The sequence below is a fragment of the Candidatus Pseudothioglobus singularis PS1 genome (assembly GCF_001281385.1).
Lineage (GTDB): Bacteria > Pseudomonadota > Gammaproteobacteria > PS1 > Pseudothioglobaceae > Pseudothioglobus > Pseudothioglobus singularis.
This window is the reverse complement of record NZ_CP006911.1, coordinates 505,972-532,675: the sequence shown is the minus strand read 5'-3', so window position 1 is coordinate 532,675 and position 26,704 is coordinate 505,972. Positions and strand designations below refer to the sequence as shown.

The following is a 26,704-nucleotide window of genomic DNA, read 5'->3' as shown; positions in this document are numbered from 1 at the left end:
ATTTTATTAAAAGATTATTATTTGTATTTTAGACCAATCAATAACTTGGATTATTGTTTATATAAAACTAGAATTAGATCTTGATTCATATATTGGATTGAAATTAAAATGAAAGGTATAATTAACTGATTAACTTATTATCATTTTTTTCAATGTCAAATATTGCGGTACTGAGTGTAAATCATCAATTGGCTCCAGTTGAAATCAGGGAAAAAGTAGCGTTTGCTCAAAATGAATTGCCTTCAGCTATATCCAGTTTATTAGCTGTTCAAGACATCAAAGCGTGTGTAATTTTCTCTACTTGTAATAGATCAGAGATTTATGTTTCTCATTCATCAAAAAATATTCGTGATGTCTTAATACAATATATGGCTACAACCCATGCTATTGATCAATTATCTCTTGAACAATATATTTCCTTTTACGAATCTAATGAGGCAATAGAACATACTTGCAAAGTGGCTTGTGGTTTAGAGTCTTTAGTTTTAGGAGAGCCACAAATTTTTGGCCAACTCAAAGAGGCTTATCACTTTTCAAAGACGCAAGGTGCATTAGATAAGATTCTGGAAAAACTTTTTCAACACGTATTCAAGACGGCTAAAAAAGTTAGGACAGATACAGATATTGGATCATCTCCAATTTCAGTTGCCTATTGTGCGGTTAAGCTCAGTGAAAAAATATTTACAACTCTAGAAAATCAAACAGTGCTATTAATTGGTGCTGGTGAGATGATTGAATTGAGTGCTCAGCATCTCAGTAAAAAGGGCGTCAAGGATATGATTTTTGCAAATAGAACACTCGAAAATGCTCAGCCTATTGCACTTAAACATAATGCTGAAGCAATCACTCTAAAAAGTTTGTCCGAAAATCTGCATAGAGCTGATATTGTTATCACTTCAACTGCAGCGCCCATTCCAATTATTGGTAAGGGCCTCATAGAAACCGTTCTTCATCAAAGAAAACATCAGCCAATGCTATTGATCGATCTTGCCATTCCAAGAGACATCGAGCCTGAAGCAAATCAACTAGAAGACGTCTTTCTTTACACCGTTGACGACTTACAACAAATTGCAAATAGTAATCTTGAGGATAGACTCAAGGAGAAAGTAATTGCAGAAAAAATAATCCAAATAAGAAGTGTTGATTTCCTTGAGTGGATTAACAATATTCCTAATGAAGAGGTTATTAAAAACTTTAGAAGTCAAGCGAACTTACTTAAAGATGAGCTTCTTCAAATTGCACTCAGAAAACTGAAGTCCGGATCTAATCCAGACTTAGTTGTTGAAGAGCTTGCAGACAAGCTAACAAACAAACTCCTTCATCAGTCCTTAGAAAATATAAAAAAACCAGCTAAATCTAAAGAAACTTCAGAAAATATAGTTGGTAAAGATACTAAAAAGCATACCAAGATTGGAAACTAATGAACCCTTCTATCCTTGCTAAGTTAGAGCAATTGTCAATGCGCCTTGAAGAAATCAATGCGCTTCTATCGGATCAGTCAATTGCCTCCGACCAAAATAAATTTAGAGAACTTTCAATAGAGCACTCTCAGTTATCTCCCGTTAATGAAAAGTATGAGGAGTATTTATCAACTGTTGATGACATAAATGTGGCAGAAAAACTACTTGAAGAGGAAGATGACGACATCCAAGAAATGGCTGAGGAGGAAATTATTTCTGGTCAAAAAGCTTTAGAGCAACTCGAACTTGACCTTAAAAAGGCTCTTCTCCCAAAAGACCCTAATGACTCTAGAAATATTATTATAGAAATCAGGGCTGGAACAGGTGGTGACGAAGCTAGCATTTTCTCTGGTGATCTTTACAGAATGTACACTCGCTATGTTGAGAGATCAAAATGGCAATTAGAAATCTTAAGCTCAAACATGGGTGAGCATGGTGGATTTAAAGAAATCATAGCAAGAATTAGTGGGACTAATGTTTACTCAAAACTTAAATTTGAATCGGGTGCACATCGTGTTCAAAGAGTTCCAGAAACTGAATCTCAAGGCAGAGTTCATACCTCTGCTTGTACAGTCGCAGTGATGCCAGAAGTCTCAAGTATTGAAGAGGTTAATATCAATATGAATGATGTCAGAGTTGACACGTTTAGAGCCTCTGGAGCTGGTGGTCAGCATGTTAACAAAACCGATTCAGCTGTCAGAGTCACTCATATCCCAACCGGCACAGTAGTTGAGTGTCAAGATGGGCGCTCTCAGCATAAAAATAAAGCACAAGCTATGTCTGTATTAGCATCTAGAATTCTTGATGCACAGCAGCAAGAACAACAAAAAGAGCAGGCTTCACAAAGAAAAGAGCTAGTTGGAAGTGGTGATCGCTCTCAAAGGATTAGAACTTATAATTACCCCCAAGGGAGAGTCACTGATCATCGAATTAATTTAACTCTATATAAGTTAAATGAGGTCATGGAAGGTGAACTAGAATCAATCATTGACCCATTGATCATTGAGCAGCAAACCAATCAGCTAACAGAGCTCAATGCAACGCTTTAAATTCTTTTTGGAAAAAACTGAGCAATAAAAAAAAGTACGCCTAACGTTATTACAATTGTAGGTCCTGTTGCCAAATCAAAATCAATCGAAAAATACAGTCCCATCAGAACTGAAGAAATGGATACAATCATGGACGTTACTATCATTGCAAGGGGTGAATTTGAAAAGACTCTAGCAATAGCAGGTGGAATGATCAATAGTGATGTGATAAGCAACACCCCAACGATTTGGACTGAAACTGAAACCGCCAAAGCTATTAAAAACATAAATAGAAGGTCATAAAACATCTTATTAATACCTTCTGCCTTAGCAAGCTCTTCATTAAGTGTAAGTAATAATAATTTTTTCCAGTTCATTATTAAGATTGAAATGACGATCACTGCAACAGAGAATATCCAATATATATCACTTGTTGTTATAGATAAAATATCGCCAAATAGATAAGAAAAATAATCAGTATTTTGATTTCCAATGATCCCCAAAACCACAATTCCCAGCGATAGTGAAATATGAGAGAAAATCCCCAGAACAGCGTCACTTGACCAAAACTCTTTTTGTTGTAATATCACGATTAGTGTTGCAAACAGACCACCAATAAAAACTAAACCAAAGTTAATACCTAGTCCCGTTACCAGACCCAAAGCAACACCCAATAGAGCACTGTGGGAGATTGAATCAGAAAAATATGAGAGCCTCTTCCATATAACGAAACAGCCTAAAGACCCAGCAATGACCGAAACACCTATCGCTGCAACTATAGCTCTATAAATAAAATCGTCCATTTTCTATAAAGCCTGAATGATCTTAGTGACAGTCCTTACACAAGCCATAAAGGTAAAGAGAATGATCAGTCAACTCAAAGCCGTGTTTTCTTGCAATCTGAATTTGGTGTTGCTCAATAACATCATCTTGAAACTCTATAATTTTATTACACTTCACGCAAACTAAATGATCATGGTGTTCTAAGCCGCACAATTCATAAACCGCCTGGTTGTTCTCGAAATTAAGTTTCTGCACGATCCCTGATTCTTCAAATTGTGACAAAACACGGTAAATTGTTGCAACGCCCACCTCTTCATGCTGATCAATGAGAACTCTGTATATGTCCTCAGCACTGAGGTGATGATTTGGAGACTTCTCTAAGACCTCTAAAATTTTCAGTCTTGGCAGGGTAACTTTTAGACCAGCACTTTTTAAATCTTCAGCATCCATTAAAAAATCCTTAAGGTAAAATCTACTTTATATTTTATATGTTTATAGCTATGAAGAAATTAACTTTTATTTTGCTTATTGCTTTAATGGCTTCTGGTTGTTCTAATTCTCTTCCAAAAACCCCTGAACTTCCAAAGATGCCTAAGTTATCTATGCCAGAGCTTCCAAAGATGCCTAAGCTTTCGTTGCCTAGCTGGGCAAAGCCAAAAATGCCTTCAATTGATGTCTATAAGCCAACCATTATGCAGGGTTCAGTTTTAGATATGAATGAAGTCAATAAGCTTCAGTTAGGAATGTCGAAAGAGAGTGTCATGAATTTAATTGGCTCGCCTAGTATTATTGACCCATTTCACCAATATCAATGGGACTATATCAATCATTCTTCGATTGAAGGAGAAATTGAAATACAGTACCGCTTAAGATTGATTTTTAAAGACAACCTTTTGACTGAAATTGATAAAAGTGGACTGGAAAGCTTATCAAACGATAAGTAACTCCTTTAGTTATTTTTTTTGATAACTAGATTTTTCAGTGTTTATTTAGCTTATCAACTAAAATAAACGAATGTTAAAACTAATAGTAAATAACTTAAGCTGCCAAAGGGGCTACAAACTCCTCTTTGAAAATTTATCGTTTGAGTTAAATTCTGGAGAAGTATTAAAAGTCTCTGGTCCAAATGGTTCAGGCAAGACCTCATTAATGAAAATACTTGCCGGTCTTAGTTCATTTGAGACAGGCTCAATTGATTATGATGACACTAAAATTAATAGTGAGAGATACAATCTTGATTTTCTTTATATAGGTCATTTGGCCGCTCTTAGTCCAGAGTTAAGCTGTTTAGAAAATTTAAAGTATACAATGCGCCTCGGAAATGATAATCTTGATTTAGATTTTTCTGATGCCCTTAAAAAGGTTGGCTTAGAAAAATTTGAAAATGAGCTTGTAGGCAAACTGTCAGCTGGTCAGAAAAAAAGAATCGCACTTTCTGTTTTATTCATTACTCAATCCAAAGTATGGCTTTTAGATGAGCCTTTTTCAGCACTTGACTCAAAGGCAATCAAAATAATTGAAACTAGAGTTGAGGATCATTGCAACTCTGGTGGCATCTGCATCCTAACTACGCACCAGGAGTGTAATATTAAAAACATGAAGGAGATTTCTCTTTGAATATCTTCGTGCAAACAATGACAAGGGATCTTAAAATGGCCTTGAGAAATCCGTCAAGTTTCTTGAACCCTCTTATGTTTTTTGTAATCTCAATCTCTTTATTTCCGATTGCAATTAGTCCAGAAGCGCAAACTTTATCAAGCATTGCACCTGGAATAATTTGGGTTATAACAATGCTTTCAGTTCTATTATCTCTCAATTCATTATTTCACTATGACTATGATAGTGGGGTCCTAGAGCAAATGGTTATTTCTCACCACTCATTGCCTTTAATCTTACTGGCTAAAACTTTAGCTCATTGGATGCTTTCAGGGCTTCCAATAATCATTTTGTCTCCTTTTCTTGGAATGGCACTTTTTATAAATACTGAAGGGATCTATATTCTCCTTTTGACTTTAATTATAGCTACGCCATGTCTAAGTCTGATTGGCTCAATTGGAGCCTCCCTGGTTGTTGGCATTAAAAACTCAGGAATGCTTTTATCTCTATTAATTCTCCCCCTTTACATACCGATCTTGATTTTTGCAACAAGCGTAGTATCTCAATCTCAATCTAATCTTCCAATTGATGGTCAGTTATATTTTCTAGGATTTATCTTAATTCTAAGCTTACTTATAACTCCTTTTTTAAGTGCACTTTCATTAAAAATAAGTCTCGAATAGACTTTACTTTTCCAAGTTAAAGATTATAATTAATTAACGCTGATTTGTTCCGATTGCTAGCGTTGTTACATTGTGTGACTAAAACAAGCTAAAGCTGGCCTCTCTTTCAAGAAATCCATCTTTAGTATTAAATAATTTTATAGGATTTTATTATGATATTTACTTCTGAATCTGTTTCTGCTGGCCACCCCGATAAAGTATGTGACCAAATTTCTGATGCCATTCTTGATGCTGCACTTAATCAAGATCCTAACTCTAGAGTTGCTGTAGAGACACTTGTCAAAGACAATCAAGTCGTTTTAGCTGGAGAAATTACAACTGATGCTAATATAGATTATGAATCTATAGTCAGAAAAACAATTCTTGGAATTGGTTATAACCAAGAAGAGTATGGATTCAATGGTGAAACATGTTCAGTTATGAATTTGCTTGGCAGGCAGTCTCAAGATATTTCAATGGGTGTCACCGAAAGTGATAGTCATGAGCAAGGCGCAGGTGACCAAGGCCTTATGTTTGGTTATGCAGAAAATTCAACAGAAGAGCTAATGCCAGCCCCCATTATGCTGTCACATCAATTAGTCAGGCAGCAAGCAGATTTAATGCTAGATGACTCGATACCTTGGCTTCGTCCAGACGCTAAATCTCAAGTCTCTTGCATCTATGAGGGTAATCAAATTGTAGGTATTGACGCTGTAGTTTTATCTACTCAGCACGATGGAGACATCTCACTTGAGGAGCTTAGAGAGAGTGTTTTAGAAAATATTATTAAGCCAATCCTTCCTGAAAAGTGGCTTACAAGCGAGACGCAATATCACATAAACCCAACAGGAAATTTTGAAATTGGAGGTCCGGTTGGTGATGCTGGACTAACTGGAAGAAAAATTATAGTTGACACATATGGCGGCATGGCTAGACATGGCGGTGGTGCTTTTTCAGGCAAAGATCCTTCAAAAGTAGATAGAAGTGCTGCCTATGCTACACGTTATGTTGCTAAAAATATTGTTGCAGCTGGCATCGCTAAGCGCTGTGAAATTCAAGTTTCGTATGCAATTGGAGTTGCTGAACCAACGAGTATAAGCGTTGACACATTTGGAACTGGAGAGCTACCAAATCATGAAATTGTTGCTCTTATCAGAGAGCATTTTGATCTTCGCCCTAAAGGTTTAATTGCAATGCTAGATTTAAAACGTCCAATTTATCAGCAGACTGCGAGTTATGGTCACTTTGGGAGAAAAGAAGACTCAATTAGCTGGGAGAAGACTGATAGAGCAGATTTACTAAAATAGTTTCTTTTTCATATGTTTTTGGTATAATGCGTCTCGTGCCAAGGGGCGTTGCATTGAAAATATTTTTTCAATCAGGCTTGGTAATCAAAACGACGCTCATTTTTTTAACTTAACGGGAAATAAAATGAGCGATTCTACAATAGATAATAGTGGCTTTAAAGTAGCCGATCTAAACCTTGACTACAAAGTAGCTGATATTAATTTATCAGATTTTGGTCGTAAAGAAATTGAGCTTGCAGAAGCTGAAATGCCTGCATTAATGGCTCTTAGAGAAAAGTACAGCAAAGAGCAGCCTCTTCAAGGCGCAAGAATTATGGGCTGTATTCATATGACAATCCAAACTGCGGTCCTAATGGAAACATTAATTGATCTTGGAGCTGAAATTCGTTGGTCATCTTGCAATATTTTTTCGACACAGGATCATGCTGCTTCTGCTATGGCAGCAAGAAATATTCCTGTATTTGCCTGGAAAGGTGAGACTGAAGAAGAGTTCTTGTGGTGCATTGAGCAGACTATTCTTCATAACGGTAAGCCATGGGATGCCAACATGATTCTTGATGATGGCGGTGATCTAACGGGCATGGTCCATGATAAGTATCCAGAAATGCTTGATAAAATTCATGGTATCAGTGAAGAAACAACGACTGGTGTTCATCGCCTTTTAGAGATGATTGAGAGTGGTGAACTTAAAGTTCCTGCTATCAATGTAAACGATGCTGTTACTAAGGCAAAAAATGATAACAAGTATGGTTGTAGGCACTCTCTTAATGATGCTATTAAGCGAGGTACGGATATGCTTATGTCAGGCAAGAAGGCCTTATTGATTGGTTATGGCGATGTTGGTAAAGGATCTGCCATGTCACTTCGTCAAGAAGGAATGATTGTTAAAATTTCTGAAATTGATCCTATATGTGCTTTCCAGGCGTGCATGGATGGCTTTGAAGTGGTTTCACCTTATATTGATGGAATCAATACTGGTTCTGTAGATTGTATCAATAAAGATTTACTAGCCAACACTGATTTAATTGTCACAACGACTGGAAATACTAATGTTTGTGATGCTTCAATGCTTCAATACCTCAAAGCAGGCTCTGTAGTGTGTAATATTGGTCACTTTGATAATGAAATTGATACAGCATACATGCGTAAAAATTGGAAATGGGATGAAGTGAAAGCGCAAGTTCATCGCATCTATCGCTCTGATGATAAAAATGATTACTTAATTCTTCTTTCAGAAGGTCGTTTAGTTAATTTAGGAAATGCAACTGGACACCCTTCTAGAATTATGGATGGCTCATTTGCAAACCAAGTTTTAGCACAAATGCATCTTTATAGTAATAAATTTGCTGACTTACCAAAAGACCAGAAACCTGCTAATGTTTCTGTCGAGCTTCTCCCTAAGAAACTTGACGAAGAAGTAGCGGCTGGAATGGTAGGTGGCTTCGGTGGTGTTATGACTGTCTTAACGGATACGCAAGCAAAATACATCAATACGCCTAAGGAAGGCCCTTTTAAACCAGAGGCCTATAAGTACTAAGATTTTTTGTGATTATTAAAAAAATGCGGGTTTATCCCGCATTTTTTTTAAAATTTAAATGTAAACCCTCAAAACTTTGTGGTGAGGTAAAATTTTTGTTATTTCTTAGTTGAATTTCAATGTCTAACTTAGACCTCGACACAAGCAAATCATTTCAGAATTTAATCCTCAAGTTGCAGAGTTATTGGGCTGAAAAAGGCTGCGCAATTACTCAGCCATTTGATATGGAGGTTGGTGCAGGAACTTTTCATCCTGCAACCTTTCTAAGGTCAATAGGACCCGAGCCCTGGAAAGTAGCTTATGTTCAGCCCTCAAGAAGACCCGGAGATGGTCGTTATGGTGAAAACCCTAATCGTCTTCAACACTATTATCAATTCCAAGTTTTATTAAAGCCGTCGCCTGATGATATTCAAGACTTATACCTCGACTCACTCACAGCAATCGGCATTGATTTAAAAATGCATGATGTTAGATTTGTAGAGGACAACTGGGAATCGCCCACACTAGGGGCCTGGGGTCTTGGATGGGAAGTCTGGCTAAATGGAATGGAAGTCAGTCAGTTTACTTACTTCCAGCAAGTAGGTGGACTCTCATGCAAACCTATTTCAGGAGAGCTGACTTATGGTCTTGAGAGGCTAGCAATGTATTTGCAAGGCGTTGATAGCGTTTATGATCTAATTTGGACAGAGGGGCTTACCTATGGTGATGTATTTCATCAAAATGAAGTTGAGCAATCAAAATATAACTTTGATATTGCAGATACTGAAGTTCTTTTCAGGCAGTTTGATGAAGCCGAGGCTATGAATTTAAAACTTATTGAGGAAAATCTTCCTTTCCCTGCATACGAACAAACTATGAAGGCGTCTCACATTTTTAATCTTCTTGATGCAAGAAAAGCAATCAGTGTAACTGACAGAGCAAGATTCATTCGAAGAGTAAGATCTATGAGTCAAAAGGTTGCAAAGGAATATTATGACTCAAGAGAAAGACTAGGCTTTCCAATGCTAAAAAAATAGTTTTATTGAAACTAATGAGGCCTTTTCACTCAATTTATAATAAAGTCTTAGTTTGGTCATCCAGTAGGTTTGCCATTTTATGGCTATCTATCATAAGCTTTTTAGAGTCCATCATTCTTCCACTGCCACTTCAAGATTTATTGTTGGCATCAATGTCCTTGAGAAATAGGTCAAAGGCATTCTATTTTGCCGCTATTTGTACTTTTTCCTCTGTTTTGGGTGCAATTTTAGGTTACTTCATTGGAGTACAAGCTGAAAATTATATTTTGCCTATATTGGTTAATTTAGGTTACGAGTCAAAGTTCAATACTGCACAAATTTACTTCCAAACTTACGGCATTTATATAATCCTCATTGCAGGTTTTAGTCCAATCCCTTATAAAGTTTTTACAATTGCGGCTGGAATGATGTCGATGGCTTTATTTCCCTTTATCGTATTTTCTTTAATTGCTAGAGGTGCGAGATACTTTTTAATTTCTTTTCTAGTAAGAAAATTTGGAAAAATGGCTGATGCGTGGTTAAATAAGTATATCGACTGGCTAGGGTATTTTCTGATTATCGCTATTGCTTTATTTCTATGGTATGAATACTAAACTAATAAATCTTCTCTTATTAATTTTTCTATCAGGCTGCCTAACGAACCAGCCTGGGCAAGTTACTGTTGAAGAAAAATCATTCAACGTAATTGATGTAAAAAGCTCAAAAACTTCATCCAAATCAAGCAAAAAAAATATTAAAAAGGACTGGTCATTGCCAGTTGACTCATCAATTCTTAAAAACTATTCAGAAAAGGACGGTCATTTTGGTCTGACTTATAATAATAGCTCAGGCCAAGAGGTAAGGGCAGTAAGAAAAGGTGAAGTGGTATACAGTGGAGACAGGATGGCGAGTTATGGAAAGATGATCATAATTAAACACTCTTATGGTTTTTATAGCATCTACAACCAAAATCAAGAGCTGCTTGTGATTGAGGGTGACACAATTGAAAAGGGTCAGTTAATTGCATTAACTGGTGACAAACCTTTTTATTTCGAAATGAAAAAATACGAAGAACCTATTAATCCATTAAAATACCTCTGATGAACGACTTTATCCAAAATATAAGCCCAATTCAAACCATTGCAGTTCTTCTGGTCATTACGATTATTACGCATGTTGTTTTAGGTAGTATTTTAAAACAAATTACCAAACACTCTGGGAGCACCAAAACCCAAATCGATGATTATTTAATTGGTGCTATTTCAGCGCCACTTAAACTTCTCATTTGGTATGGCTGGCTATATTTTTCTCTAAAAGAGTTAACATCTGAGATTCAATCATTAAATGATATTGTCGGCTATATCGCTATTGCACCAGTATTTATTTTAACTTGGGGAATCTTAAGATTAATCTCAAGCGTTGAAAACTATCTTTTAGAATCTGAAGGCAGTGTTGATAAAGACTCTATTCGACTCTTTACGCGCTTAGTTAAGATTCTTTTTGTATTTGCTATCATCCTTGGCGTTGCTCAATTTTATGGTTATGCGGTCTCTTCCATTCTTACCCTGGGTGGTGTTGGTGGAATCGTTGTTGGCTTTGCAGCAAAAGATATGCTTGCGAATGTTTTTGGTGGCCTCATGATTCAAATGGACAAGCCATTCTCAACTGGTGACTGGATTCGAACAACTGACAAAAGTATCGAAGGCGTTGTAGAGAAAATTGGCTGGAGGATGACACGAATTAGAACGTTCACTAAAAATCCGGTCTACGTTCCAAACTCGATCTTTGCCACAATCCCAATTGAAACTCCATCGAGGATGACCAATAGACAAATACATGAAGTTATTGGAATTAGATATGATGACATTGCACAAATGGAGAGTATCATCAAAAAAGTAGAAGAGCTATTAACGAATAGCGCAAACATTGATAATGACCTACCTTGTCGAGTTAATTTTGATTTATTTAATGCGTCATCACTAGACTTTGTTATTTGGGCATCCAGCTCTCTTACAGATGCAGGCGAATTTAAGAAATTTAAAGGAAAGTTACTCCTTGATATAGCTCACATCATTGCTGATCATGGTGCTGAGATTGCATACCCCACTCAAACTTTACACATTCAGAAAGCATAAATGACCATCTCCAAGCTTCATATTCGCACTTTTGGGTGCCAAATGAATGAGTACGATTCTAATAAAATGAGTGACGTCCTTAAAGCATCCCATGACTTAGATCTAACTGAAGATATTAGCGAAGCTGACGTTTTATTAATAAACACCTGCTCTATTCGCGAAAAAGCTGAAGATAAGCTATTTCACCAATTAGGTCGCTGGAGAAAACTGAAAGAAAAAAATCCAAACTTAGTGATTGGAGTCGGTGGCTGTGTTGCTTCTCAAGAAGGTGATCTCATTCTCAAAAGAGCTCCATACGTTGATATGATATTTGGACCTCAAACTCTTCATCGACTTCCAAACATGCTGAATGAAGCACTCAATGAAAATGAAATAAGTATTGATATTTCTTTCCCTGAAATTGAAAAATTTGACCACTTGCCTGAGCCTCACAGTGATGGCGCTTCTGCTTTTGTTTCGATCATGGAAGGATGCAGCAAATACTGCACATTTTGTGTCGTCCCCTACACAAGAGGTGAAGAAATATCTAGGCCATTCAATGATGTAATTCAAGAAGTCGAAACACTAGCGAATCAGGGTGTTAAAGAAGTGAATCTTTTAGGGCAAAATGTGAACTCCTATAGAGGCTTAATGGATGATGGAGAAATTGCTGATTTAGCTCTTTTAATTGCAATCGTTGCCCAAATTACTGGCATCGAGCGAATAAGATATACTACGTCACACCCTGTAGAGTTCAGTAATCGATTGATTGATGCATACGCCGAAGTGCCAGAACTGGTCTCTCACCTTCACCTTCCAGTCCAAAGTGGCTCAGACAAAATACTAGGGCTAATGAAAAGGGGGCACACTGCAATTGAGTATAAATCTAAGATAAGAAATTTAAAGAAGATTAGGCCTGATATATCTATTTCTTCAGATTTTATTATCGGCTTTCCTGGTGAAACAGAAAAGGACTTTAACGATACTCTAAGCTTAATTGCTGAAATTGGCTTTGATAAATCTTTCAGTTTTATCTACTCTAAAAGACCTGGCACTATAGCCTCAAGTATGCCAGATGATGTAAGCTCAGAAATAAAAAAACAAAGACTTGCAATTATTCAAGATAGGCTGAATGCTAACACTGAAGAGATTTCTAAATCCATGATTGGGAGTCTTCAACAAGTTTTAGTTGAAGGTGCTTCAAAAAAAGGTGGGACCTTATCCGCTAGAACTGAAAATATGAGAACTGCTCACTTTACTGGAAGCAGTGATCTCATTGGAAAGATAGTAACAGTCAAGATTCTCGATGGAATTGGGAACTCTCTTCAGGCTAGTTTAGTAAAAAAATCAGAGCCTTAGCCATAACTTTGAAAACCAATAATATCGCCCTGCCTCTTTATAGGGCATAGTGCAGTTATATCGGCTGCGTCCAATTGCTAGAGGCTCATTTGGCCATATACTGACTGACTGCAGACCATCCCATTTAAGATTAACCTTATCCTGACCAGAGACATAGCAAGAAAAATTACTTTTTTCATAGCTGGTCAACTCTCGAGAGAAGTTAAGATTCAATACCGGCATCAGATCTCCTGAAAAAATCATTGACCTCGGATCAGAGCTTTCAATCGGCATGGCTAGTGTTTTAACTTTGAGAGAAAAACTATTCATTTGTGCATACGGCCCTGACATTGAAAATCTAGGTATATTTAAAAAGTCACTTGTTTGACTTGCAACGCCAGACTGCTGTCCAAAGGCAATGTAACCCTCTGACTTAAGGTACGAGTAAGACGAGTCATCAAACTCCCCATATGGATAAGCAAAAAACTTATCATTTGTGCTCATTTCAGTCGCTATCCTTTCCTGGGCTGAAAGGATCTCATCTTCAATAATCTGAGCACTCTGATTAACTAAATGAAGATGATTAACGCTATGGTTATAAATATCGACCAAAGGTGCCATTTCACGAAGTTGACTCCAGGTCATCATAGATGCATATTTTTTATCAATAGGGTTGGTAGATACAAAAACTGACATCGGAAATTGATATTCAACTAACAATGGATAAGCTTCAGTGTAGATTGATAAAAAACCATCGTCCGCTGTAAGACTTATGCAATTGGATGGCAAGCTTTCTTTTGACTGCAGACTACTGATTACATTTTTTAATGGAAGAACACTGTAATTATTATTTTTTAAGTATTCTAGGTGCTGCTTAAAGATCTCTGGTGAGGTGCTCGTTGACTTAGGTCCGTCATCAGAGAAACGATGATACACAAGAAGAACGCAGTCATTCTCTAGAGCATGCGAACTAAAAGGAGTATAAATTAAAATTACTACTAAGAGCTTTAAGAGGATTTTAGATAGATTCATAAGTTAAATGATAAATTAATTATGAAGCAAAATCATGCAACTTAACATTTGTTTTCAATGGAATTCAGTAAAATATAAATCATGAAATTTACTCTCAATATAAAGCGCTCTGAACAGCTTGTTAATATTTGTGGAAGCTTAGATAAAAATCTAGAAAATTTAGCCACTAATCTTGATGTAGATATCTCTAATAAAGGGGCTGATTTTAATATTAAGGGTGACAATGCTGACAAAGCCGTTTCTGTCCTTCAAGAGCTATTAATCCTGTCCGAAAAGAAGACGATTGATTTTAGTGATATTGATCTCAGCATCAAATCACTCAGCCGTCCAAATGGAGAGGCAAAATCAGTCACAATAAAGACCAGTAAAAAGCATATACATATTAGAAGTGACAACCAACAAAAATATGTGAACTCGATCATTGAAAATGATGCAGTTTTTGCGATTGGACCTGCAGGAACAGGAAAGACATATTTAGCTGTTGCAAGAGCTGTTGAGGCCCTTGAAAATTCAAATGTAAAAAGAATAGTTTTAGTCAGACCAGCAGTCGAGGCTGGAGAAAAATTGGGCTTTCTACCTGGCGACCTGAGTGAAAAAGTGGACCCATACCTGCGACCGATTTATGATGCTCTATACGAGTTTATTGGCTTTGAAAGAGTCAATAAATTAATAGAAAAACATGTCATAGAAGTTGCCCCATTAGCTTTCATGAGAGGCAGAACACTTAACGAGTCATACATCATTCTTGATGAAGCTCAAAACACCACAATACCCCAAATGAAAATGTTTTTAACGAGGATGGGTTTTGGCTCAAAAATGGTCATAACAGGTGACGTGACTCAGATTGATTTACTAAATCCAAGCCAATCTGGACTAACTGATGCAATCAAAATTCTTCAAAATATTGATCAAATTGCTTTTTGTCATTTCGGTGCGCATGACGTTGTAAGACACCAGTTAGTTAAAAAAATTGTAGGTGCTTACGACCAAAACTAAATGAGTTCTCAAAATAAAATTATAGTTGGTCTTTCTGGCGGTGTCGATTCGTCAGTCACTGCATACTTATTACTTCAACAAGGCTTTCAGGTTGAGGCCTTATTTATGAAAAATTGGGATGAGGATGATGATGATGAATATTGCAGTGCATCAGAAGATCTTGCAGACGCTCAGCAGGTCGCTGACTTATTGGGAATTAAGCTGCATACAGTCAACTTTTCTCACGAATACTGGGAAGATGTTTTTGAGCATTTTTTATCGGAACATAAAAAAGGTAGAACGCCCAATCCTGACGTATTGTGCAACCAAAGAATCAAATTTAAAGCTTTTCTAGACTACGCAAAGGACCTTGGTGCAGATAAAATTGCTACAGGTCACTACGCCAGAATTGCAAATGAAAATGGAAAATACTTCCTTAAAGCTGGAGTGGATGGTAACAAAGATCAGAGTTACTTTCTGCATTTACTGAACCAGGATCAACTCTCACAAAGCTTATTTCCTTTAGGTGAAATTGATAAAAAAGAAGTGCGTGAAATTGCGAAGAATCAGCAATTTGGGAACGCAGATAAAAAAGATTCAACAGGTATATGTTTTATCGGTGAAAGACCATTTTCAGAATTTTTAACTACTTTCCTTCCTAAAGAAAAAGGCGATATCATTGACCAGGATGGTTCGTTTATTAAACACCATAATGGCCTCCCCTTTTATACAATAGGCCAAAGAAAGGGTTTAGAGATCGGAGGTGGATTTGGAGACTCTCAAGAACCCTGGTTTGTTGCAGATAAGCTTGTTGATTCGAATAAAATTGTCGCTGTTCAAGGTAATCATCAAATGCTCTACCATAACTCACTTGTGGCAGATGACGTTCATTGGATTGATGAAGAGCCTCAGTTTCCAATCAATTGCAGCGCAAAAATACGGTATCGACAGGCTTCCCAAGAATGTTGTGTCAATATCAAAGATGATGGAACTATACAAGTTAACTTTAGTGATCCTCAAAGAGCTATTACACCAGGGCAATCAATCGTTTTTTACAATAGTGATACTTGTCTTGGAGGGAGTGTAATAAAATCAAGGGCCAATGAATAAATCAGCAAAACAAACTATTGCTCTAGCGAGTATATTTCAGTCTTCAGCGCTAGTTCATCAGCTTGCCGTCTCTGGAAAATGTGATAGTCACTCGAATAAAGCAAGCCTTAACAGTATTGTAAGTAATAGCGACTCAATAGATGAAATTTTTACTTCACCTGAAGATCTTAAAATTGGCTTTGACTCCTTAAAGCTTATTCTTGAGAAGAAAACCATTGATATGCATAACGTTATGATCTATACAACAGCTCTCATTAATCTAGAAAAAAAATTAATGAAAAAACCTAAACTCTTAACTCAAATCTCAGAAGAAATTAATCTTATCAATAAGCAAGAGTTTTTTGATATTTATCATAGTAATTCGATTGCCCGACTGGCTGAGCTCTATAAAAACACTTTGGGTAGCCTCAATCCAACAATTATGGTTCGTGGAGAGCAAATATACTTATCGAATCAACATACTGCAAATCATATAAGGGCCCTTCTCTTAGCAGGAATCAGGGCTGTCTCTTTATGGAAAAATCAGGGCGGAAAAACTTGGCATTTGTTATTGGGTAAAAAGAAAACCCTGGAATATATTAAATCTTTGGCAAATTAAGCTAATACAAACAAATGCTTGCATAAATTAAGGTGAGACTCTATAATTCATGTTTTCTTAATTTAAGCAATAATAAATAAATATGGCCAACTCAGCAGGTTCTAAAAAACGCGCAAGACAGGCAGTTAAGCGCAACAAACACAACTCTCAAATTAGAGCAAAAGTACGCACCTTTATTAAAAAGGTTACTTATGCGATTGATGCTGGAGACAAAAAAGAAGCCACGAGTGGTTTTACAGATATGCAAAAAAATATGGATCAAGCGGTCAGCAAAGGTTTAATCCATAAAAACCAAGCTGCAAGAAAAAAATCACGTATCAGTGCCCAAATTAAGGCACTTTAATAAGTTATCCTTAAGGTTAATTTATTGATTACAAAATCATTGATATAATTAAAACCCTCTTTTGAGGGTTTTTTTATATCTAAAATTGATTAATACTATGATTGATGAAAGCGACAAATCTTTATTTAGATCAACGGTTGATTTCCAAAAACCTCTTGATAAAGATAGCCACAAAAAACAAAACCCTCGCAAAATGAGCTCGAGTAAACCGTTTGAAAATTATAGCTTTTTATACGAAGCCAATATAACAGGATCTGAGGTGATTACTCACTTTAAAGATGGTTTATCGCCCAAAGTTCTAAAAAAAATGAAACAAGGTAATATTGGATCGACTCCATCAATTGATTTGCATGGATATAAAATTGAGCAGGCATGTCAATCAGTATCTGACTTTATACATTTCCATTCTGATAAAAGATTTATTCAAATCATTCATGGCAAGGGCTATCATTCAGATAATGGGCTTTCAATTATGAAATCTCAAGTTGTGCACTACTTAAAGCAACACCCCAATGTCTTGGCTTTTTGCTCTTGCCCTCAAGATATGGGGGGCACTGGAGCAGTCTTTGTGCACCTTAAAACTGATGTTTAATATTGATGAAATTTATAGTGTTACACACTTTGTAAGATTGTGTAAGAATTCAATTGAAAAGCACATCCCACAAAGCTTTATACAAGGTGAGATTTCAAATTTATCTAAGCCATCTTCAGGTCACTGGTATTTCTCCCTTAAAGATGAAAATAGTCAAATCAGGTGCGCATTTTTTAGATTAAATCAACGCAAAATTCAGTTTACTCCTGAAAATGGTATGTCGGTTATCATTAGAGGAGTAACCACACTTTATCCTCAAAGAGGTGATTTTCAGCTTATTGTTCAGCAGATGGAGCCAGCAGGCGTTGGAAATCTGCAGTTGGCCTTTGATCAACTTAAAAATAAGCTACGGATGGAAGGCTTATTTGATTCTGAAAACAAAAAAGAAATCCCAGAATATCCAGAGAAAATTGGCGTCATTTCTTCATCAACTGGCTCCGTCATTAGAGACATTATTGAAGTTCTTAAATCACGCTATCCGTTATCAGAGATATTACTCTATGATACGATTGTTCAAGGTGAAAATGCTCACCATAAGATTATTAAAGCACTTAAAGCAGCGGATGATCAAAAGATCTGTGATGTATTAATCCTTGCAAGAGGAGGAGGCTCTCTAGAGGACCTTTGGGCATTTAATGAAGAAGAGCTTGCAAGAGCAATATTTGATTGTTCAACGCCAATCATTAGCTCGATAGGTCATGAAACTGATACAACAATTGCAGATTTTGTTGCAGACTTGAGAGCACCAACACCTTCTGCAGCAGCTGTATCTGCAACCCCTGATGTTGATGCCATCCTTTACAATGCCGCAAAACTAAAAAAATATTTACTTGAATCGATAAAGCAATCTGTTGAATCCAATAAATACTCTCTAGCTCTCCTCAGACAAAGAATTATTGATCCAAGTCAGCAACTTCTTCTGAACGCACAAAAACTTGACGACTTGGAGCTCAGACTGATAAGAACCAATAAACGGATCATTGATGAGAACAAAAGAAAACTAAAATTGCTAATTTCTCAATTACAAAACTACTCTGAAAACTTTATAAAACTTCAAAAAAATCAGCTCTCTAATCGTGCGAGTGTTTTGAGCCTTCTCTCTCCGCTTAACACTCTATCAAGGGGATATACAATTACACAAAATAAAAAAGGTGAAATTGTAACTTCGCACAACCAAGTAAACTCTGAAGAATTGATTATTACTCAATTTCATGATGGAAAAGTTACTTCCAAAGTAGTCAATAAAGAGGATAATTAATTAACTCACTAAACGTTCAGTTATGAAATCAAATGTATCATTTTTTCGACGAATTGGCTCAATATCTTATGACCTCTTTCTAGTCTTTTCATTTGTTTTTTTTATTGCTGGAATCATAATCCTTATTAACAATAAAGAGCCAATTACAAATCCGTTTTTTTTCTTTCTAGTTACCTTACCAGTAATGTATTCATATTTTTCAATATCATGGGTAAAGGGCAAACAAACTCTAGGGATGAGGGCATGGAAATTTGAAATTATTCAAGAGGATGGGGGCAATATAACTTATTGGCAATCGGCTATCCGTTTTTTTCTAGCAATAATTTCATTGGCAGGAATAGGCTTTATTTTTCAATTTTTAAACAAAAAAAAACTTCCATTTCATGACTATTATTCTCAAACTTACCTAATGACAATCTACAAAGAATTAGATGAGCAATAAATCACAAACTGGTTTAATTGGTTTTATTTATAAAAATAAAATCACCCTAATTCTAATCTTCATTCTTTTTGCTTTAATCAAACAGAACATTATTGATAACAACTTTCCGGGAGTTGTCATTGATAAAGAGAGAGCTCTCAATCAAATAAAGCTGAATAATGAAGATTTAGAAAATGATAATGTCTCTCTTCAAAGCAAAATAGGTAGCTATACTCAGGAAGATTTAAATCTAATCGAATCAAAAGCAAGGTTTAAATATGGACTGATTAAAGAAGGTGAGTACTTTTTTAAAATAAATAGGGCCATTAAAACTGAACCATTAGCAGAAAATGATAGTGCTACTTTATAATTGACTAAACACTAAATTAAGGATGTTCTTGCGGACATGAATAAAGACAAATATTTTTTAATCGTTCCAGCAAGTGGTGTCGGCATAAGAATGGGCTCTTCAGTCCCAAAACAATATTTAAAGCTTGAAAATGGCCTGACAATTATTGATCAAAGCCTTAAAACCCTTTTGGAAATTAATCTGATTTCAGGCTTTATAGTTTCTTTATCAAGAACAGACTCTTTTTTTAAGTCTTCATCTTTTTTTAATCACTCAAAGCTTTTAGAAGCTGTAGAAGGTGGCAAAGAGAGGTTCAATTCTGTACTGAACGCATTAAATTCTTTAAATAAATACGCCCAGCCCAATGACTGGGTTTTAGTTCATGACTCTGTCAGGCCATGCACAAAAAAGAGCGACATAGAAAAACTAATCCGAGAGGTTTCAAATGATTCTGTAGGGGGAATCCTTGCAACCAGAGCTATTGATACGGTTAAAGAAAAAAATGCAACTGGTCCAATATCAACTATTGATCGAAAAAAACTTTATATGGCTCAAACCCCTCAAATGTTTCGATTTGGCATCCTTAAAGAAGCAATTGAGAGCTCTATAAAACTCGATAATAAGATTACTGATGAATCTGAAGCGATTGAAAAATTGGGTCATTCAGTCAAAATTATTGATGGCTCTTCTAGTAACATCAAAATTACCTCAAAGGATGACATTGACTTGGCAAACTACTTTTTGAAAAAATTATGATCATTAAAACGGGCTTAGGACAAGATTCTCATCAGTTTGAAAAAAAATCTGGAAAAGACTTGGTTTTGGCAGGTATTAAATTTGACTATCCATTTGGATTAAAAGGTAATAGTGATGCAGATGTCATTTTTCATTCAATCACAAACTCCATCTCAAGCATTACAGGTAAAAATATTTTAGGTGACGTTGCTGATCAACTTGTAAAAACGGGTATAAAAGAGAGCGCAAAATACCTTCAAATAGCGCTTGATGATCTAGGGGATTGGAAAATTAATCATATTGCAGTTGCTCTTGAATGCGCAAAGCCAAAAATAGCTAACCATGTCGAAGCCATGAAGGAAAGCATTGCCAATACTTGTCAAATTAATCGATCAGATGTCGGCATTACAGCTACCTCCGGTGAAGGTCTCACCTCGTTTGGAAGAGGTGAAGGAATTCAAGCAATAACTATAATCACTGTTAGTAAATCATGACTTTAATAGACAACCCTACACGATCAAAAATCAATAAAATTCATTTCATAGGTATTGGAGGCTCTGGAATGAGTGGAATTGCTGAAGTGCTTGTCAATTTGGGTTATGAAATCTCTGGTTCTGATATTCAGTCAAGCCCAATTACTGAAAAACTTGAAAAGATCGGCTGTCAAATTAGTTACTCTCAAAAGGCTGAAAATGTCACAGGTAAACAGGCGGTCGTTGTCTCTTCAGCTATTAATAAAAATAATCCCGAACTTCAGGAAGCAAGACACCAAAGACTATTGATTGTTCCTAGAGCAGAAATGCTAGGAGAGTTAATGCGATTTCGATTTGGGATAGCTGTCTCTGGAACGCATGGCAAAACAACGACAACAAGCCTTATTGTTCATATAATGAGTGAAGCTAAACTGGACCCTACTTACATTATTGGTGGAATTATTAATGCGACAGGGATGAATGCAAAACTTGGCAAAAGTGACTACCTAATCGCGGAGGCAGATGAGAGTGACGCCTCCTTTCTTCACCTTCAACCAATGTTAAGCGTCATTACAAATATAGATGAAGACCACATGTCAACTTATAACCATAACTACGATAATTTGACTGAGGCTTTCATCAGCTTTACCTCTAACCTTCCATTCTATGGCATTTGTGTTGCTTGTGTTGATGACAAAGGGGTTAAAAATATTCTTAAAAAAATTCATAGGCCAGTTTTAAGTTATGGATTTAGTGATTCAGCCGATGTAAAGGCTTCAAATGTATCGCAAAATGAAATGAAAATGTCGTTTGATGTAAGCTGTGTGAAGTATGAAAAAAGTTTTCCTATTTCACTCAATCTAATCGGCAGACATAACATCTTAAATGCACTTGCTGCAATAAGTGTTGCTATTGAGCTTGATATTAAAATAGATGTTATTCAAAAAGCTCTTTCCCATTTTAGTGGAGTATCTAGAAGATTAGACTATCACCAAAAACTTACTATCAACTCAAATAAGACTCCACTATTTGACGACTATGGCCATCATCCAAATGAAATATCTGAGGTCATAAGCACCTTAAGAAATACTTATCCAGACAAAAGGTTGGTTGTCATCTTTCAACCTCATAGATACTCTAGAACAAGAGATCTGTTTAATGAATTCGTTAGTAGTCTGTCTAAAGTTGATGCATTAATATTGCTCAATATATACTCAGCAAATGAAGCCCCAATAAATACAATTAGCTCATCAACACTAGCAGATTCTATAAGAAGAAGAAGCTCAATTGATCCAATTGTTGCCAAAGATATTGCAGAAATAATTGAAATTATCCCAAATATCGTTACTGAGAATGATGTCATCCTTACCCTTGGTGCTGGTGATGTAAATAAAATTCCACATCAATTAAAAGATCATTTTTGTTAAAAGACTCTATGCTTAAAATTAATGAGCCAATGTCAAAACACTGCTCTCTAAGGTCTGGAGGCGCTACCAGTGAGTTTTTTCAACCCACAAATATTGATGAGCTTTCAGAATTTTTAAAAAATAACAAAAAGCCGGTTCTTCTGGTTGGTTTGGGCAGTAATCTTTTAGTGCGGGACAGGGGCTTTAAGGGTGTCACGATCCATACAAAAAATCTAAAAGAGCTATCGATTTCAAAAAGCTTAATTGAATCTGGTGCAGGCACCTCCTTGGCTAAACTTTCTAGATTTGCTCTCGCGCAACTTAAATATGGAGCTGAATTTCTGAGTGCAATCCCTGGAACTGTAGGCGGTGCTCTAGCTATGAATGCTGGTGCTTTTGGCTCTGAAGTCTGGGAGTACGTCAGCTCTGTCAAAACAATGAGCCTTTCTGGGGAACTCCAAAATAGAACTCCGAAAGACTATGAAATTTCATACCGTTCGACATTGCATCGATTCAAAAATGAATTTTTTGTAAGTGCTACTTTCGACTTTAATCTTGAGAAACAAAATGATAATGTGGGTGAGCTTCTCCAAAAAAGAAATTCAACTCAGCCAATTGGCTTGCCAAGCTGTGGAAGTGTATTTAAAAATCCTAAAAATCACTACGCTGCTCAATTAATTGAGGATAGTGGTCTCAAGGGTTTTTGTGTTGGAGGCGCATGCGTATCAGAGAAACATGCAAATTATATTATTAACCAAGATAATGCATCAGCAATGGATATTGAGAATTTAATTACCCACATACAAGAGACGATCAAATTGAAGCACAATATTGCTCTTGAAACCGAAATAATCATCATATGATTGCGGTTCTCATGGGGGGCTACTCCGCTGAGAGAGAAATTTCACTTCTCAGTGGAATGGCAGTCTATGATGCCCTTTCTAACTCTAAATTAGACTGCTTTGCATACGATCTTACTGAAGATAATCTCGATCAACTGTGGTCACAAGAGTTTGATCAAGCATTTATCGTTCTTCATGGAAGGGGTGGCGAGGATGGATTTATTCAATCTGAGCTTGAAAAAAACAATATTTCATATACTGGATCTGGCGCCAAAGCTTCAAAGCTATGCATGGACAAAGCTGCAACCAAAGATTTATGGAGCAATCATAAACTTCCCCTCTCAGCTTCGATCGTTGCAACAAAAGGTAAAGATTTGGACACAGTTACATTTCCCCTACCTTGGGCTGTAAAACCGACCCTAGAAGGCTCAAGTAATGGGGTTACAAAAGTATCAAAGGAATCAGAACTTGATGCCGCACTTGAAATAGCTTTTCAATATGGAAATCAGGCATTAATAGAGGAGTGGATTGATGGCGATGAATATACTGTCTCAATATTAAATGGTGAAACTTTACCCAGTATAAAGATAATTTCAGATCATGATATTTATGACTATCATTCAAAATATTTCAGCAATAAAACCGAATACCTTTGCCCATCAGACTTAACACAAGAGCAGGAACTTAATCTCCAAAAAATTGCACTAGAAGCATTCAATTTAACCGGCGCATCGGGATGGGGGAGAGTTGATTTTATTCTTGATAAAGATAGAGTTCCTTTTCTACTGGAAATTAATACTGTGCCAGGTATGACATCTCATTCTCTTGTCCCAATGGCTGCAAAAGCTTTAAATATAAGTTTTGAAGAATTAGTAATAAAAATACTACATGGCTAAAGAAAGACTCAATCGTCCAAAGCAACAAAAAAAACCACTAAAGAGTGTCTTAAAGAGGGCGCTGAAGATCTGCATATTCTTTCTGATAGCTTTCTCAATTGCCTTTGTCGTATATCTTGTGGATCGCTCAAAATTACTGGAGCCTCATATCTCCTGGGAAGTTGATGGCGAGCTAACTACTCATGCTCATCAATATGATGATTTAATTAAACCCGTTTTAAATAATAAATACCTGCTAAATTTGAATAAAATTAAAAGTAAGATTTATCAAAACCCATGGGTATTAAATGTTGAAACCCAAAGAATATTTTGGAATCGTATCAAGGTATCCATTAAGAAACACGATGTCGCAATGAGATGGGGCTCTCAAGGCTATATCTCTTCTCAAGGTGTACTATTTAAGCCCAATCTGACAATCAACTCGGATGCGCCAATTGGATTAGTGTCAGAAGTATCTGTCAAAAATTTTTATGATGATTTCGTTCTATATCAATCAATCTTAGATCCGGTCAAAATCTCTACTTTCGAGAGAAACTCAATTGATGAGCTTACTCTAGAGAATAACATTAAAGTCATTCTAGGACATCAAAAGCAAAATGAACGACTTGAGATATTTGTAAAGTCTTTTGAAAAGTTAAAAAAATACAAAAAAATTCGCACAAGGGGTATTTTTGATATGCGCTATCCTAATGGCTTTGCGCTGAGCTATTCGCCATTATCACTGCATAGCATAGAGCCAAACTAATTGATGTCCAAAAAATGGAAAAGAACGTCAGAACGAAATCTAAATAACTATTCCCAATTAATCCTAATAAAGTTATAAAAAGAAATGGAGCAATAAAATTAATTATAAAGATATTCAGTCGAGCTCTAAATGATACTTGTATGCTCTTGTATGGAACGTCATTCGCAATGGATATCAAATTAAGTGAAATGGGTATTAATAACAAGTAAACGATTGGAAATAAGAAAGGAATAAACAAAGAAATTATTTGGCCCATTACGAGAGGAATAGACAAAAGAAGGAAGCGACCTACCCTTACATTAGGGATAACAATTCCCAATCTAGCAATAGAATTATTTCCTGATACAACTATTCGATAGACATTCATTAATAATGCTAAAGTTGCATAAATAAACATTAATAAATATATTAAAGGGAAGTTAACGTCACTCTCAAGCATGACTTCAGGGTTATATGTAGAATTTATGATATTCATGAGTTCAGGTAGTACGGTCGCCAATGGTAAGCACATTAATATCGGAAAAATACTAGCTTCTAGAAGCTTTCTCCAGTTAGAAAGTGAAAATGCTAAAGTCGCAAGGATAGTTTGGTTTATAGGAATATTGTTCATGATAAATTTGAATTGACTACGTTAATTGTAATGGTTAATTTGTCACCCGGTTGCAAAATATACTCTTCATTTAAGTCATTCCAAGCTCTTATTTCAGATACTTTTACTTTATATTTTTGAGCAATTAGTGAGAGATTATCACCAGATCTAACTGTGTAAACTATTTTTTTATTGATATCAATCCCTGTATTCATTATTTTAGCAAGCTCAGTCTTTTTTTTATCCTCATTCAAGATAACAAGCTCTTTACCAATTGAGAGCGGCTTAGAAGGGGCAATTTGATTCCATCTGACCAGTTCATTCACAGTTACATCATGCTTGACTGCAATCAACCATAAGCTATCACCAGTCACCACTTTGTATACTTTTTTCTCTGAATTTTTATTGATATTTAGTCTACTTTTTTCCCGTTGAGCTTCAGACAAAGAATAATATTCTTCGGATTCCTTTGCCAAAGGAACAATCAGATAACTGTTTAGCTTGATTAAGTCATTATTAAGCTCGTTAGCACTTTTAATTTGATCAACCGTCGTCTTATAGTTTTCAGCAATGAGACTAAGGCTGTCGCCCTTTTTAACCTGGTAACGGGTCCAACTTATTTTTGTTCTATTACCCTGTTTAGCCAAGTTATCACTAAATTGATTGATTACCTCTTGAGGCAGCAAGATTGTATATGGAAGATCTTCGGGGGTCGCCCATCTCTTTAATCCGGGGTTATATGAATAAATTTCCTTGATACTTAAACCAGTCCACTGAGCAATTAATGCAAGATCAAACTGGGAGTCTAGTTGGATTGCCTCCAAGAAAGGTTTGTTTTTAATTTTCGTCAGGGTTTGATTATGAAGGGCTGGATTTTTAAGTACAGAACCTATTGCAAGCAGTTTTGGAACATACCTCTCAGTTTCTTGTGGTAAATCCAAGCTCCAGTAATCTATTTTTTTTCCTTCTTTAAGATTTTTATCAATCGCTCGTTGGACCCTTCCTGGGCCAGCGTTATAGGCTGCGATAGAAAGCAGCCAATCACCATCAAACATCTTATTTAAATCTTTTAAATAGCGTATTGCAGCCTCTGTTGAGGCCAAAACATCCCTTCGATCTTCATGCCACCAATCATCATCTAGGCCATACATCTTTCCAGTAGAGGGAATGAATTGCCATAACCCCGTTGCCGTTCCATGAGAGTATGAAAATGGATAATAATCAGACTCAACAATTGGCAACAAAGCAAGTTCAATTGGAACGCCTTGCCTTTCAGTTTCAGAAACAACAAGGTATAGAAATGGCTCGGCTCTTTTTGAAATTGAGGCCAGATAATCTGGTTGAGTACTAATCCAGTCGATATGGTTTTGAATTCTGGTATTAAATCCAAAATTAATTTCTTGGTTATTTGCAATATAACCCCAAAGATCATCATCTTGAAAATTTTGACTTACATTTGAATTTGGTGCATTGAATCGAGCTAACTTGTTATTACTATCCACAAGCCCCTGGCAGCCAGA

31 protein-coding genes and 1 riboswitch are annotated in these 26,704 nt (G+C 36.2%); of the genes, 26 read left to right on the top strand and 5 right to left on the bottom strand.

Features of this window, described 5'->3' with window-relative positions:
* Positions 1 to 152: 152 nt before the first annotated feature.
* Both hemA and prfA read left to right on the top strand, forming a co-directional pair.
* On the top strand, positions 153 to 1,421 hold the full coding sequence (hemA, locus tag W908_RS02700) for a glutamyl-tRNA reductase (RefSeq protein ID WP_053819821.1): 1,269 nt from the start codon (positions 153 to 155) through the stop codon (positions 1,419 to 1,421).
* Entirely contained in the window at positions 1,421 to 2,509 is a 1,089-nt protein-coding gene (gene prfA, locus W908_RS02695) for a peptide chain release factor 1 (protein WP_053819820.1), read from the top strand. The genes hemA and prfA overlap by 1 nt, the downstream gene beginning before the upstream one ends.
* Here the strand turns inward: prfA and W908_RS02690 are convergent.
* A complete protein-coding gene (locus W908_RS02690) occupies positions 2,506 to 3,291 on the bottom strand; it encodes a metal ABC transporter permease (RefSeq protein WP_053819819.1) in 786 nt (261 codons plus the stop codon). The genes prfA and W908_RS02690 overlap by 4 nt on opposite strands.
* 22 nt (positions 3,292 to 3,313) lie before the next feature.
* Positions 3,314 to 3,721: a ferric iron uptake transcriptional regulator gene (fur, locus tag W908_RS02685; RefSeq protein ID WP_053819818.1), complete on the bottom strand. Its 408-nt coding sequence runs from the start codon at positions 3,719 to 3,721 to the stop codon at positions 3,314 to 3,316.
* 50 nt (positions 3,722 to 3,771) lie between these two features.
* On the opposite strand from fur, the gene W908_RS02680 reads away from it, so the two are divergent.
* From W908_RS02680 to miaB, 10 genes are all read left to right on the top strand, one after another.
* On the top strand, positions 3,772 to 4,215 hold the full coding sequence (locus tag W908_RS02680) for an outer membrane protein assembly factor BamE (protein WP_053819817.1): 444 nt from the start codon (positions 3,772 to 3,774) through the stop codon (positions 4,213 to 4,215).
* 70 nt (positions 4,216 to 4,285) lie between these two features.
* A complete protein-coding gene (ccmA, locus tag W908_RS02675; protein ID WP_053819816.1) occupies positions 4,286 to 4,888 on the top strand; it encodes a cytochrome c biogenesis heme-transporting ATPase CcmA in 603 nt (200 codons plus the stop codon).
* A gap of 17 nt (positions 4,889 to 4,905) precedes the next feature.
* Complete coding sequence (gene ccmB / locus W908_RS02670) at positions 4,906 to 5,550, top strand: heme exporter protein CcmB (protein WP_053819815.1); 645 nt, start codon at positions 4,906 to 4,908, stop codon at positions 5,548 to 5,550.
* A gap of 152 nt (positions 5,551 to 5,702) precedes the next feature.
* Entirely contained in the window at positions 5,703 to 6,836 is a 1,134-nt protein-coding gene (metK, locus tag W908_RS02665; protein WP_053819814.1) for a methionine adenosyltransferase, read from the top strand.
* A gap of 34 nt (positions 6,837 to 6,870) precedes the next feature.
* Positions 6,871 to 6,941, top strand: a riboswitch (S-adenosyl-L-homocysteine riboswitch).
* Positions 6,942 to 6,960: 19 nt separating this feature from the next.
* Positions 6,961 to 8,373 (top strand): adenosylhomocysteinase, encoded by a 1,413-nt coding sequence (gene ahcY, locus W908_RS02660; protein ID WP_053819813.1) that lies wholly within the window; start codon positions 6,961 to 6,963, stop codon positions 8,371 to 8,373.
* Positions 8,374 to 8,492: 119 nt separating this feature from the next.
* Entirely contained in the window at positions 8,493 to 9,389 is an 897-nt protein-coding gene (glyQ, locus tag W908_RS02655; RefSeq protein ID WP_053819812.1) for a glycine--tRNA ligase subunit alpha, read from the top strand.
* Between the two features lie 14 nt (positions 9,390 to 9,403).
* A complete protein-coding gene (locus W908_RS02650) occupies positions 9,404 to 9,982 on the top strand; it encodes a YqaA family protein (protein ID WP_053819811.1) in 579 nt (192 codons plus the stop codon).
* Complete coding sequence (locus W908_RS02645) at positions 9,972 to 10,469, top strand: murein hydrolase activator EnvC family protein (protein WP_053819810.1); 498 nt, start codon at positions 9,972 to 9,974, stop codon at positions 10,467 to 10,469. Before W908_RS02650 ends, W908_RS02645 begins: the two co-directional genes overlap by 11 nt.
* On the top strand, positions 10,469 to 11,503 hold the full coding sequence (locus W908_RS02640) for a mechanosensitive ion channel family protein (RefSeq protein ID WP_053819809.1): 1,035 nt from the start codon (positions 10,469 to 10,471) through the stop codon (positions 11,501 to 11,503). The genes W908_RS02645 and W908_RS02640 overlap by 1 nt, the downstream gene beginning before the upstream one ends.
* Complete coding sequence (gene miaB / locus W908_RS02635; protein ID WP_053819808.1) at positions 11,504 to 12,841, top strand: tRNA (N6-isopentenyl adenosine(37)-C2)-methylthiotransferase MiaB; 1,338 nt, start codon at positions 11,504 to 11,506, stop codon at positions 12,839 to 12,841.
* Here miaB and W908_RS02630 read toward each other — a convergent pair.
* The gene (locus tag W908_RS02630; protein WP_053819807.1) at positions 12,830 to 13,852 is read right to left on the bottom strand and encodes a polysaccharide deacetylase family protein; all 1,023 of its coding nucleotides are present in this window, start codon (positions 13,850 to 13,852) and stop codon (positions 12,830 to 12,832) included. The genes miaB and W908_RS02630 overlap by 12 nt on opposite strands.
* An 81-nt stretch (positions 13,853 to 13,933) precedes the next feature.
* On the opposite strand from W908_RS02630, the gene W908_RS02625 reads away from it, so the two are divergent.
* From W908_RS02625 to W908_RS02560, 14 genes are all read left to right on the top strand, one after another.
* On the top strand, positions 13,934 to 14,848 hold the full coding sequence (locus W908_RS02625; protein WP_053819806.1) for a PhoH family protein: 915 nt from the start codon (positions 13,934 to 13,936) through the stop codon (positions 14,846 to 14,848).
* Positions 14,849 to 15,937: a tRNA 2-thiouridine(34) synthase MnmA gene (mnmA, locus tag W908_RS02620; RefSeq protein WP_053819805.1), complete on the top strand. Its 1,089-nt coding sequence runs from the start codon at positions 14,849 to 14,851 to the stop codon at positions 15,935 to 15,937.
* Entirely contained in the window at positions 15,930 to 16,535 is a 606-nt protein-coding gene (gene hflD / locus W908_RS02615; RefSeq protein ID WP_053819804.1) for a high frequency lysogenization protein HflD, read from the top strand. Before mnmA ends, hflD begins: the two co-directional genes overlap by 8 nt.
* 82 nt (positions 16,536 to 16,617) lie before the next feature.
* Entirely contained in the window at positions 16,618 to 16,878 is a 261-nt protein-coding gene (gene rpsT / locus W908_RS02610) for a 30S ribosomal protein S20 (RefSeq protein WP_053819803.1), read from the top strand.
* Between the two features lie 97 nt (positions 16,879 to 16,975).
* Positions 16,976 to 17,470, top strand: coding sequence for a Smr/MutS family protein (locus tag W908_RS02605; RefSeq protein WP_053819802.1), 495 nt, complete (start codon positions 16,976 to 16,978; stop codon positions 17,468 to 17,470).
* Positions 17,463 to 18,728 (top strand): exodeoxyribonuclease VII large subunit, encoded by a 1,266-nt coding sequence (gene xseA / locus W908_RS02600; protein ID WP_053819801.1) that lies wholly within the window; start codon positions 17,463 to 17,465, stop codon positions 18,726 to 18,728. Before W908_RS02605 ends, xseA begins: the two co-directional genes overlap by 8 nt.
* Positions 18,729 to 18,750: 22 nt before the next feature.
* On the top strand, positions 18,751 to 19,170 hold the full coding sequence (locus tag W908_RS02595; protein ID WP_053819800.1) for an RDD family protein: 420 nt from the start codon (positions 18,751 to 18,753) through the stop codon (positions 19,168 to 19,170).
* Positions 19,160 to 19,519 (top strand): FtsB family cell division protein, encoded by a 360-nt coding sequence (locus W908_RS02590; protein ID WP_053819799.1) that lies wholly within the window; start codon positions 19,160 to 19,162, stop codon positions 19,517 to 19,519. The genes W908_RS02595 and W908_RS02590 overlap by 11 nt, the downstream gene beginning before the upstream one ends.
* 36 nt (positions 19,520 to 19,555) lie before the next feature.
* Positions 19,556 to 20,254 carry a 2-C-methyl-D-erythritol 4-phosphate cytidylyltransferase gene (gene ispD / locus W908_RS02585; protein ID WP_053819798.1) on the top strand — a complete coding sequence of 233 codons (699 nt, stop codon included), beginning with the start codon at positions 19,556 to 19,558 and terminating at the stop codon, positions 20,252 to 20,254.
* Positions 20,251 to 20,727 (top strand): 2-C-methyl-D-erythritol 2,4-cyclodiphosphate synthase, encoded by a 477-nt coding sequence (ispF, locus tag W908_RS02580; RefSeq protein WP_053819797.1) that lies wholly within the window; start codon positions 20,251 to 20,253, stop codon positions 20,725 to 20,727. Before ispD ends, ispF begins: the two co-directional genes overlap by 4 nt.
* Positions 20,724 to 22,133, top strand: a complete 1,410-nt coding sequence (gene murC, locus W908_RS02575) for a UDP-N-acetylmuramate--L-alanine ligase (RefSeq protein WP_053819796.1) — start codon at positions 20,724 to 20,726, stop codon at positions 22,131 to 22,133. Before ispF ends, murC begins: the two co-directional genes overlap by 4 nt.
* A gap of 8 nt (positions 22,134 to 22,141) precedes the next feature.
* Positions 22,142 to 22,975, top strand: coding sequence for a UDP-N-acetylmuramate dehydrogenase (gene murB, locus W908_RS02570; protein ID WP_200908878.1), 834 nt, complete (start codon positions 22,142 to 22,144; stop codon positions 22,973 to 22,975).
* A complete protein-coding gene (locus W908_RS02565; RefSeq protein ID WP_053819794.1) occupies positions 22,972 to 23,850 on the top strand; it encodes a D-alanine--D-alanine ligase in 879 nt (292 codons plus the stop codon). The genes murB and W908_RS02565 overlap by 4 nt, the downstream gene beginning before the upstream one ends.
* Positions 23,843 to 24,595, top strand: coding sequence for a cell division protein FtsQ/DivIB (locus W908_RS02560; protein ID WP_053819793.1), 753 nt, complete (start codon positions 23,843 to 23,845; stop codon positions 24,593 to 24,595). The genes W908_RS02565 and W908_RS02560 overlap by 8 nt, the downstream gene beginning before the upstream one ends.
* On the opposite strand, the gene W908_RS08690 is transcribed toward W908_RS02560, so the two are convergent.
* Together W908_RS08690 and W908_RS02550 are read right to left on the bottom strand one after the other, a co-directional pair.
* Positions 24,537 to 25,205, bottom strand: a complete 669-nt coding sequence (locus tag W908_RS08690; RefSeq protein ID WP_020026081.1) for a hypothetical protein — start codon at positions 25,203 to 25,205, stop codon at positions 24,537 to 24,539. The genes W908_RS02560 and W908_RS08690 overlap by 59 nt on opposite strands.
* Positions 25,202 to 26,686, bottom strand: coding sequence for a LysM peptidoglycan-binding domain-containing protein (locus W908_RS02550; protein WP_053819791.1), 1,485 nt, complete (start codon positions 26,684 to 26,686; stop codon positions 25,202 to 25,204). Before W908_RS02550 ends, W908_RS08690 begins: the two co-directional genes overlap by 4 nt.
* Positions 26,687 to 26,704 lie beyond the last annotated feature (18 nt).

What these genes read in the sequence shown, in the direction of transcription:
- W908_RS02590 (WP_053819799.1), top strand. Translation starts at nt 19,160, where the DNA reads ATGAGCAATAAATCACAAACTGGTTTAATTGGTTTTATTTATAAAAAT.
- hflD (WP_053819804.1), top strand. Translation starts at nt 15,930, where the DNA reads ATGAATAAATCAGCAAAACAAACTATTGCTCTAGCGAGTATATTTCAG.
- rpsT (WP_053819803.1), top strand. Translation starts at nt 16,618, where the DNA reads ATGGCCAACTCAGCAGGTTCTAAAAAACGCGCAAGACAGGCAGTTAAG.
- W908_RS02680 (WP_053819817.1), top strand. Translation starts at nt 3,772, where the DNA reads ATGAAGAAATTAACTTTTATTTTGCTTATTGCTTTAATGGCTTCTGGT.
- W908_RS02690 (WP_053819819.1), bottom strand. Translation starts at nt 3,291, where the DNA reads ATGGACGATTTTATTTATAGAGCTATAGTTGCAGCGATAGGTGTTTCG.
- miaB (WP_053819808.1), top strand. Translation starts at nt 11,504, where the DNA reads ATGACCATCTCCAAGCTTCATATTCGCACTTTTGGGTGCCAAATGAAT.
- mnmA (WP_053819805.1), top strand. Translation starts at nt 14,849, where the DNA reads ATGAGTTCTCAAAATAAAATTATAGTTGGTCTTTCTGGCGGTGTCGAT.
- prfA (WP_053819820.1), top strand. Translation starts at nt 1,421, where the DNA reads ATGAACCCTTCTATCCTTGCTAAGTTAGAGCAATTGTCAATGCGCCTT.
- W908_RS02560 (WP_053819793.1), top strand. Translation starts at nt 23,843, where the DNA reads ATGGCTAAAGAAAGACTCAATCGTCCAAAGCAACAAAAAAAACCACTA.
- fur (WP_053819818.1), bottom strand. Translation starts at nt 3,721, where the DNA reads ATGGATGCTGAAGATTTAAAAAGTGCTGGTCTAAAAGTTACCCTGCCA.
- ispF (WP_053819797.1), top strand. Translation starts at nt 20,251, where the DNA reads ATGATCATTAAAACGGGCTTAGGACAAGATTCTCATCAGTTTGAAAAA.
- ahcY (WP_053819813.1), top strand. Translation starts at nt 6,961, where the DNA reads ATGAGCGATTCTACAATAGATAATAGTGGCTTTAAAGTAGCCGATCTA.
- W908_RS02565 (WP_053819794.1), top strand. Translation starts at nt 22,972, where the DNA reads ATGATTGCGGTTCTCATGGGGGGCTACTCCGCTGAGAGAGAAATTTCA.
- W908_RS02605 (WP_053819802.1), top strand. Translation starts at nt 16,976, where the DNA reads ATGATTGATGAAAGCGACAAATCTTTATTTAGATCAACGGTTGATTTC.
- metK (WP_053819814.1), top strand. Translation starts at nt 5,703, where the DNA reads ATGATATTTACTTCTGAATCTGTTTCTGCTGGCCACCCCGATAAAGTA.
- W908_RS02595 (WP_053819800.1), top strand. Translation starts at nt 18,751, where the DNA reads ATGAAATCAAATGTATCATTTTTTCGACGAATTGGCTCAATATCTTAT.
- ccmB (WP_053819815.1), top strand. Translation starts at nt 4,906, where the DNA reads ATGACAAGGGATCTTAAAATGGCCTTGAGAAATCCGTCAAGTTTCTTG.
- murB (WP_200908878.1), top strand. Translation starts at nt 22,142, where the DNA reads ATGCTTAAAATTAATGAGCCAATGTCAAAACACTGCTCTCTAAGGTCT.
- W908_RS08690 (WP_020026081.1), bottom strand. Translation starts at nt 25,205, where the DNA reads ATGAACAATATTCCTATAAACCAAACTATCCTTGCGACTTTAGCATTT.
- glyQ (WP_053819812.1), top strand. Translation starts at nt 8,493, where the DNA reads ATGTCTAACTTAGACCTCGACACAAGCAAATCATTTCAGAATTTAATC.
- W908_RS02650 (WP_053819811.1), top strand. Translation starts at nt 9,404, where the DNA reads ATGAGGCCTTTTCACTCAATTTATAATAAAGTCTTAGTTTGGTCATCC.
- xseA (WP_053819801.1), top strand. Translation starts at nt 17,463, where the DNA reads ATGTTTAATATTGATGAAATTTATAGTGTTACACACTTTGTAAGATTG.
- murC (WP_053819796.1), top strand. Translation starts at nt 20,724, where the DNA reads ATGACTTTAATAGACAACCCTACACGATCAAAAATCAATAAAATTCAT.
- W908_RS02640 (WP_053819809.1), top strand. Translation starts at nt 10,469, where the DNA reads ATGAACGACTTTATCCAAAATATAAGCCCAATTCAAACCATTGCAGTT.
- W908_RS02630 (WP_053819807.1), bottom strand. Translation starts at nt 13,852, where the DNA reads ATGAATCTATCTAAAATCCTCTTAAAGCTCTTAGTAGTAATTTTAATT.
- hemA (WP_053819821.1), top strand. Translation starts at nt 153, where the DNA reads ATGTCAAATATTGCGGTACTGAGTGTAAATCATCAATTGGCTCCAGTT.
- W908_RS02645 (WP_053819810.1), top strand. Translation starts at nt 9,972, where the DNA reads ATGAATACTAAACTAATAAATCTTCTCTTATTAATTTTTCTATCAGGC.
- ccmA (WP_053819816.1), top strand. Translation starts at nt 4,286, where the DNA reads ATGTTAAAACTAATAGTAAATAACTTAAGCTGCCAAAGGGGCTACAAA.
- ispD (WP_053819798.1), top strand. Translation starts at nt 19,556, where the DNA reads ATGAATAAAGACAAATATTTTTTAATCGTTCCAGCAAGTGGTGTCGGC.
- W908_RS02625 (WP_053819806.1), top strand. Translation starts at nt 13,934, where the DNA reads ATGAAATTTACTCTCAATATAAAGCGCTCTGAACAGCTTGTTAATATT.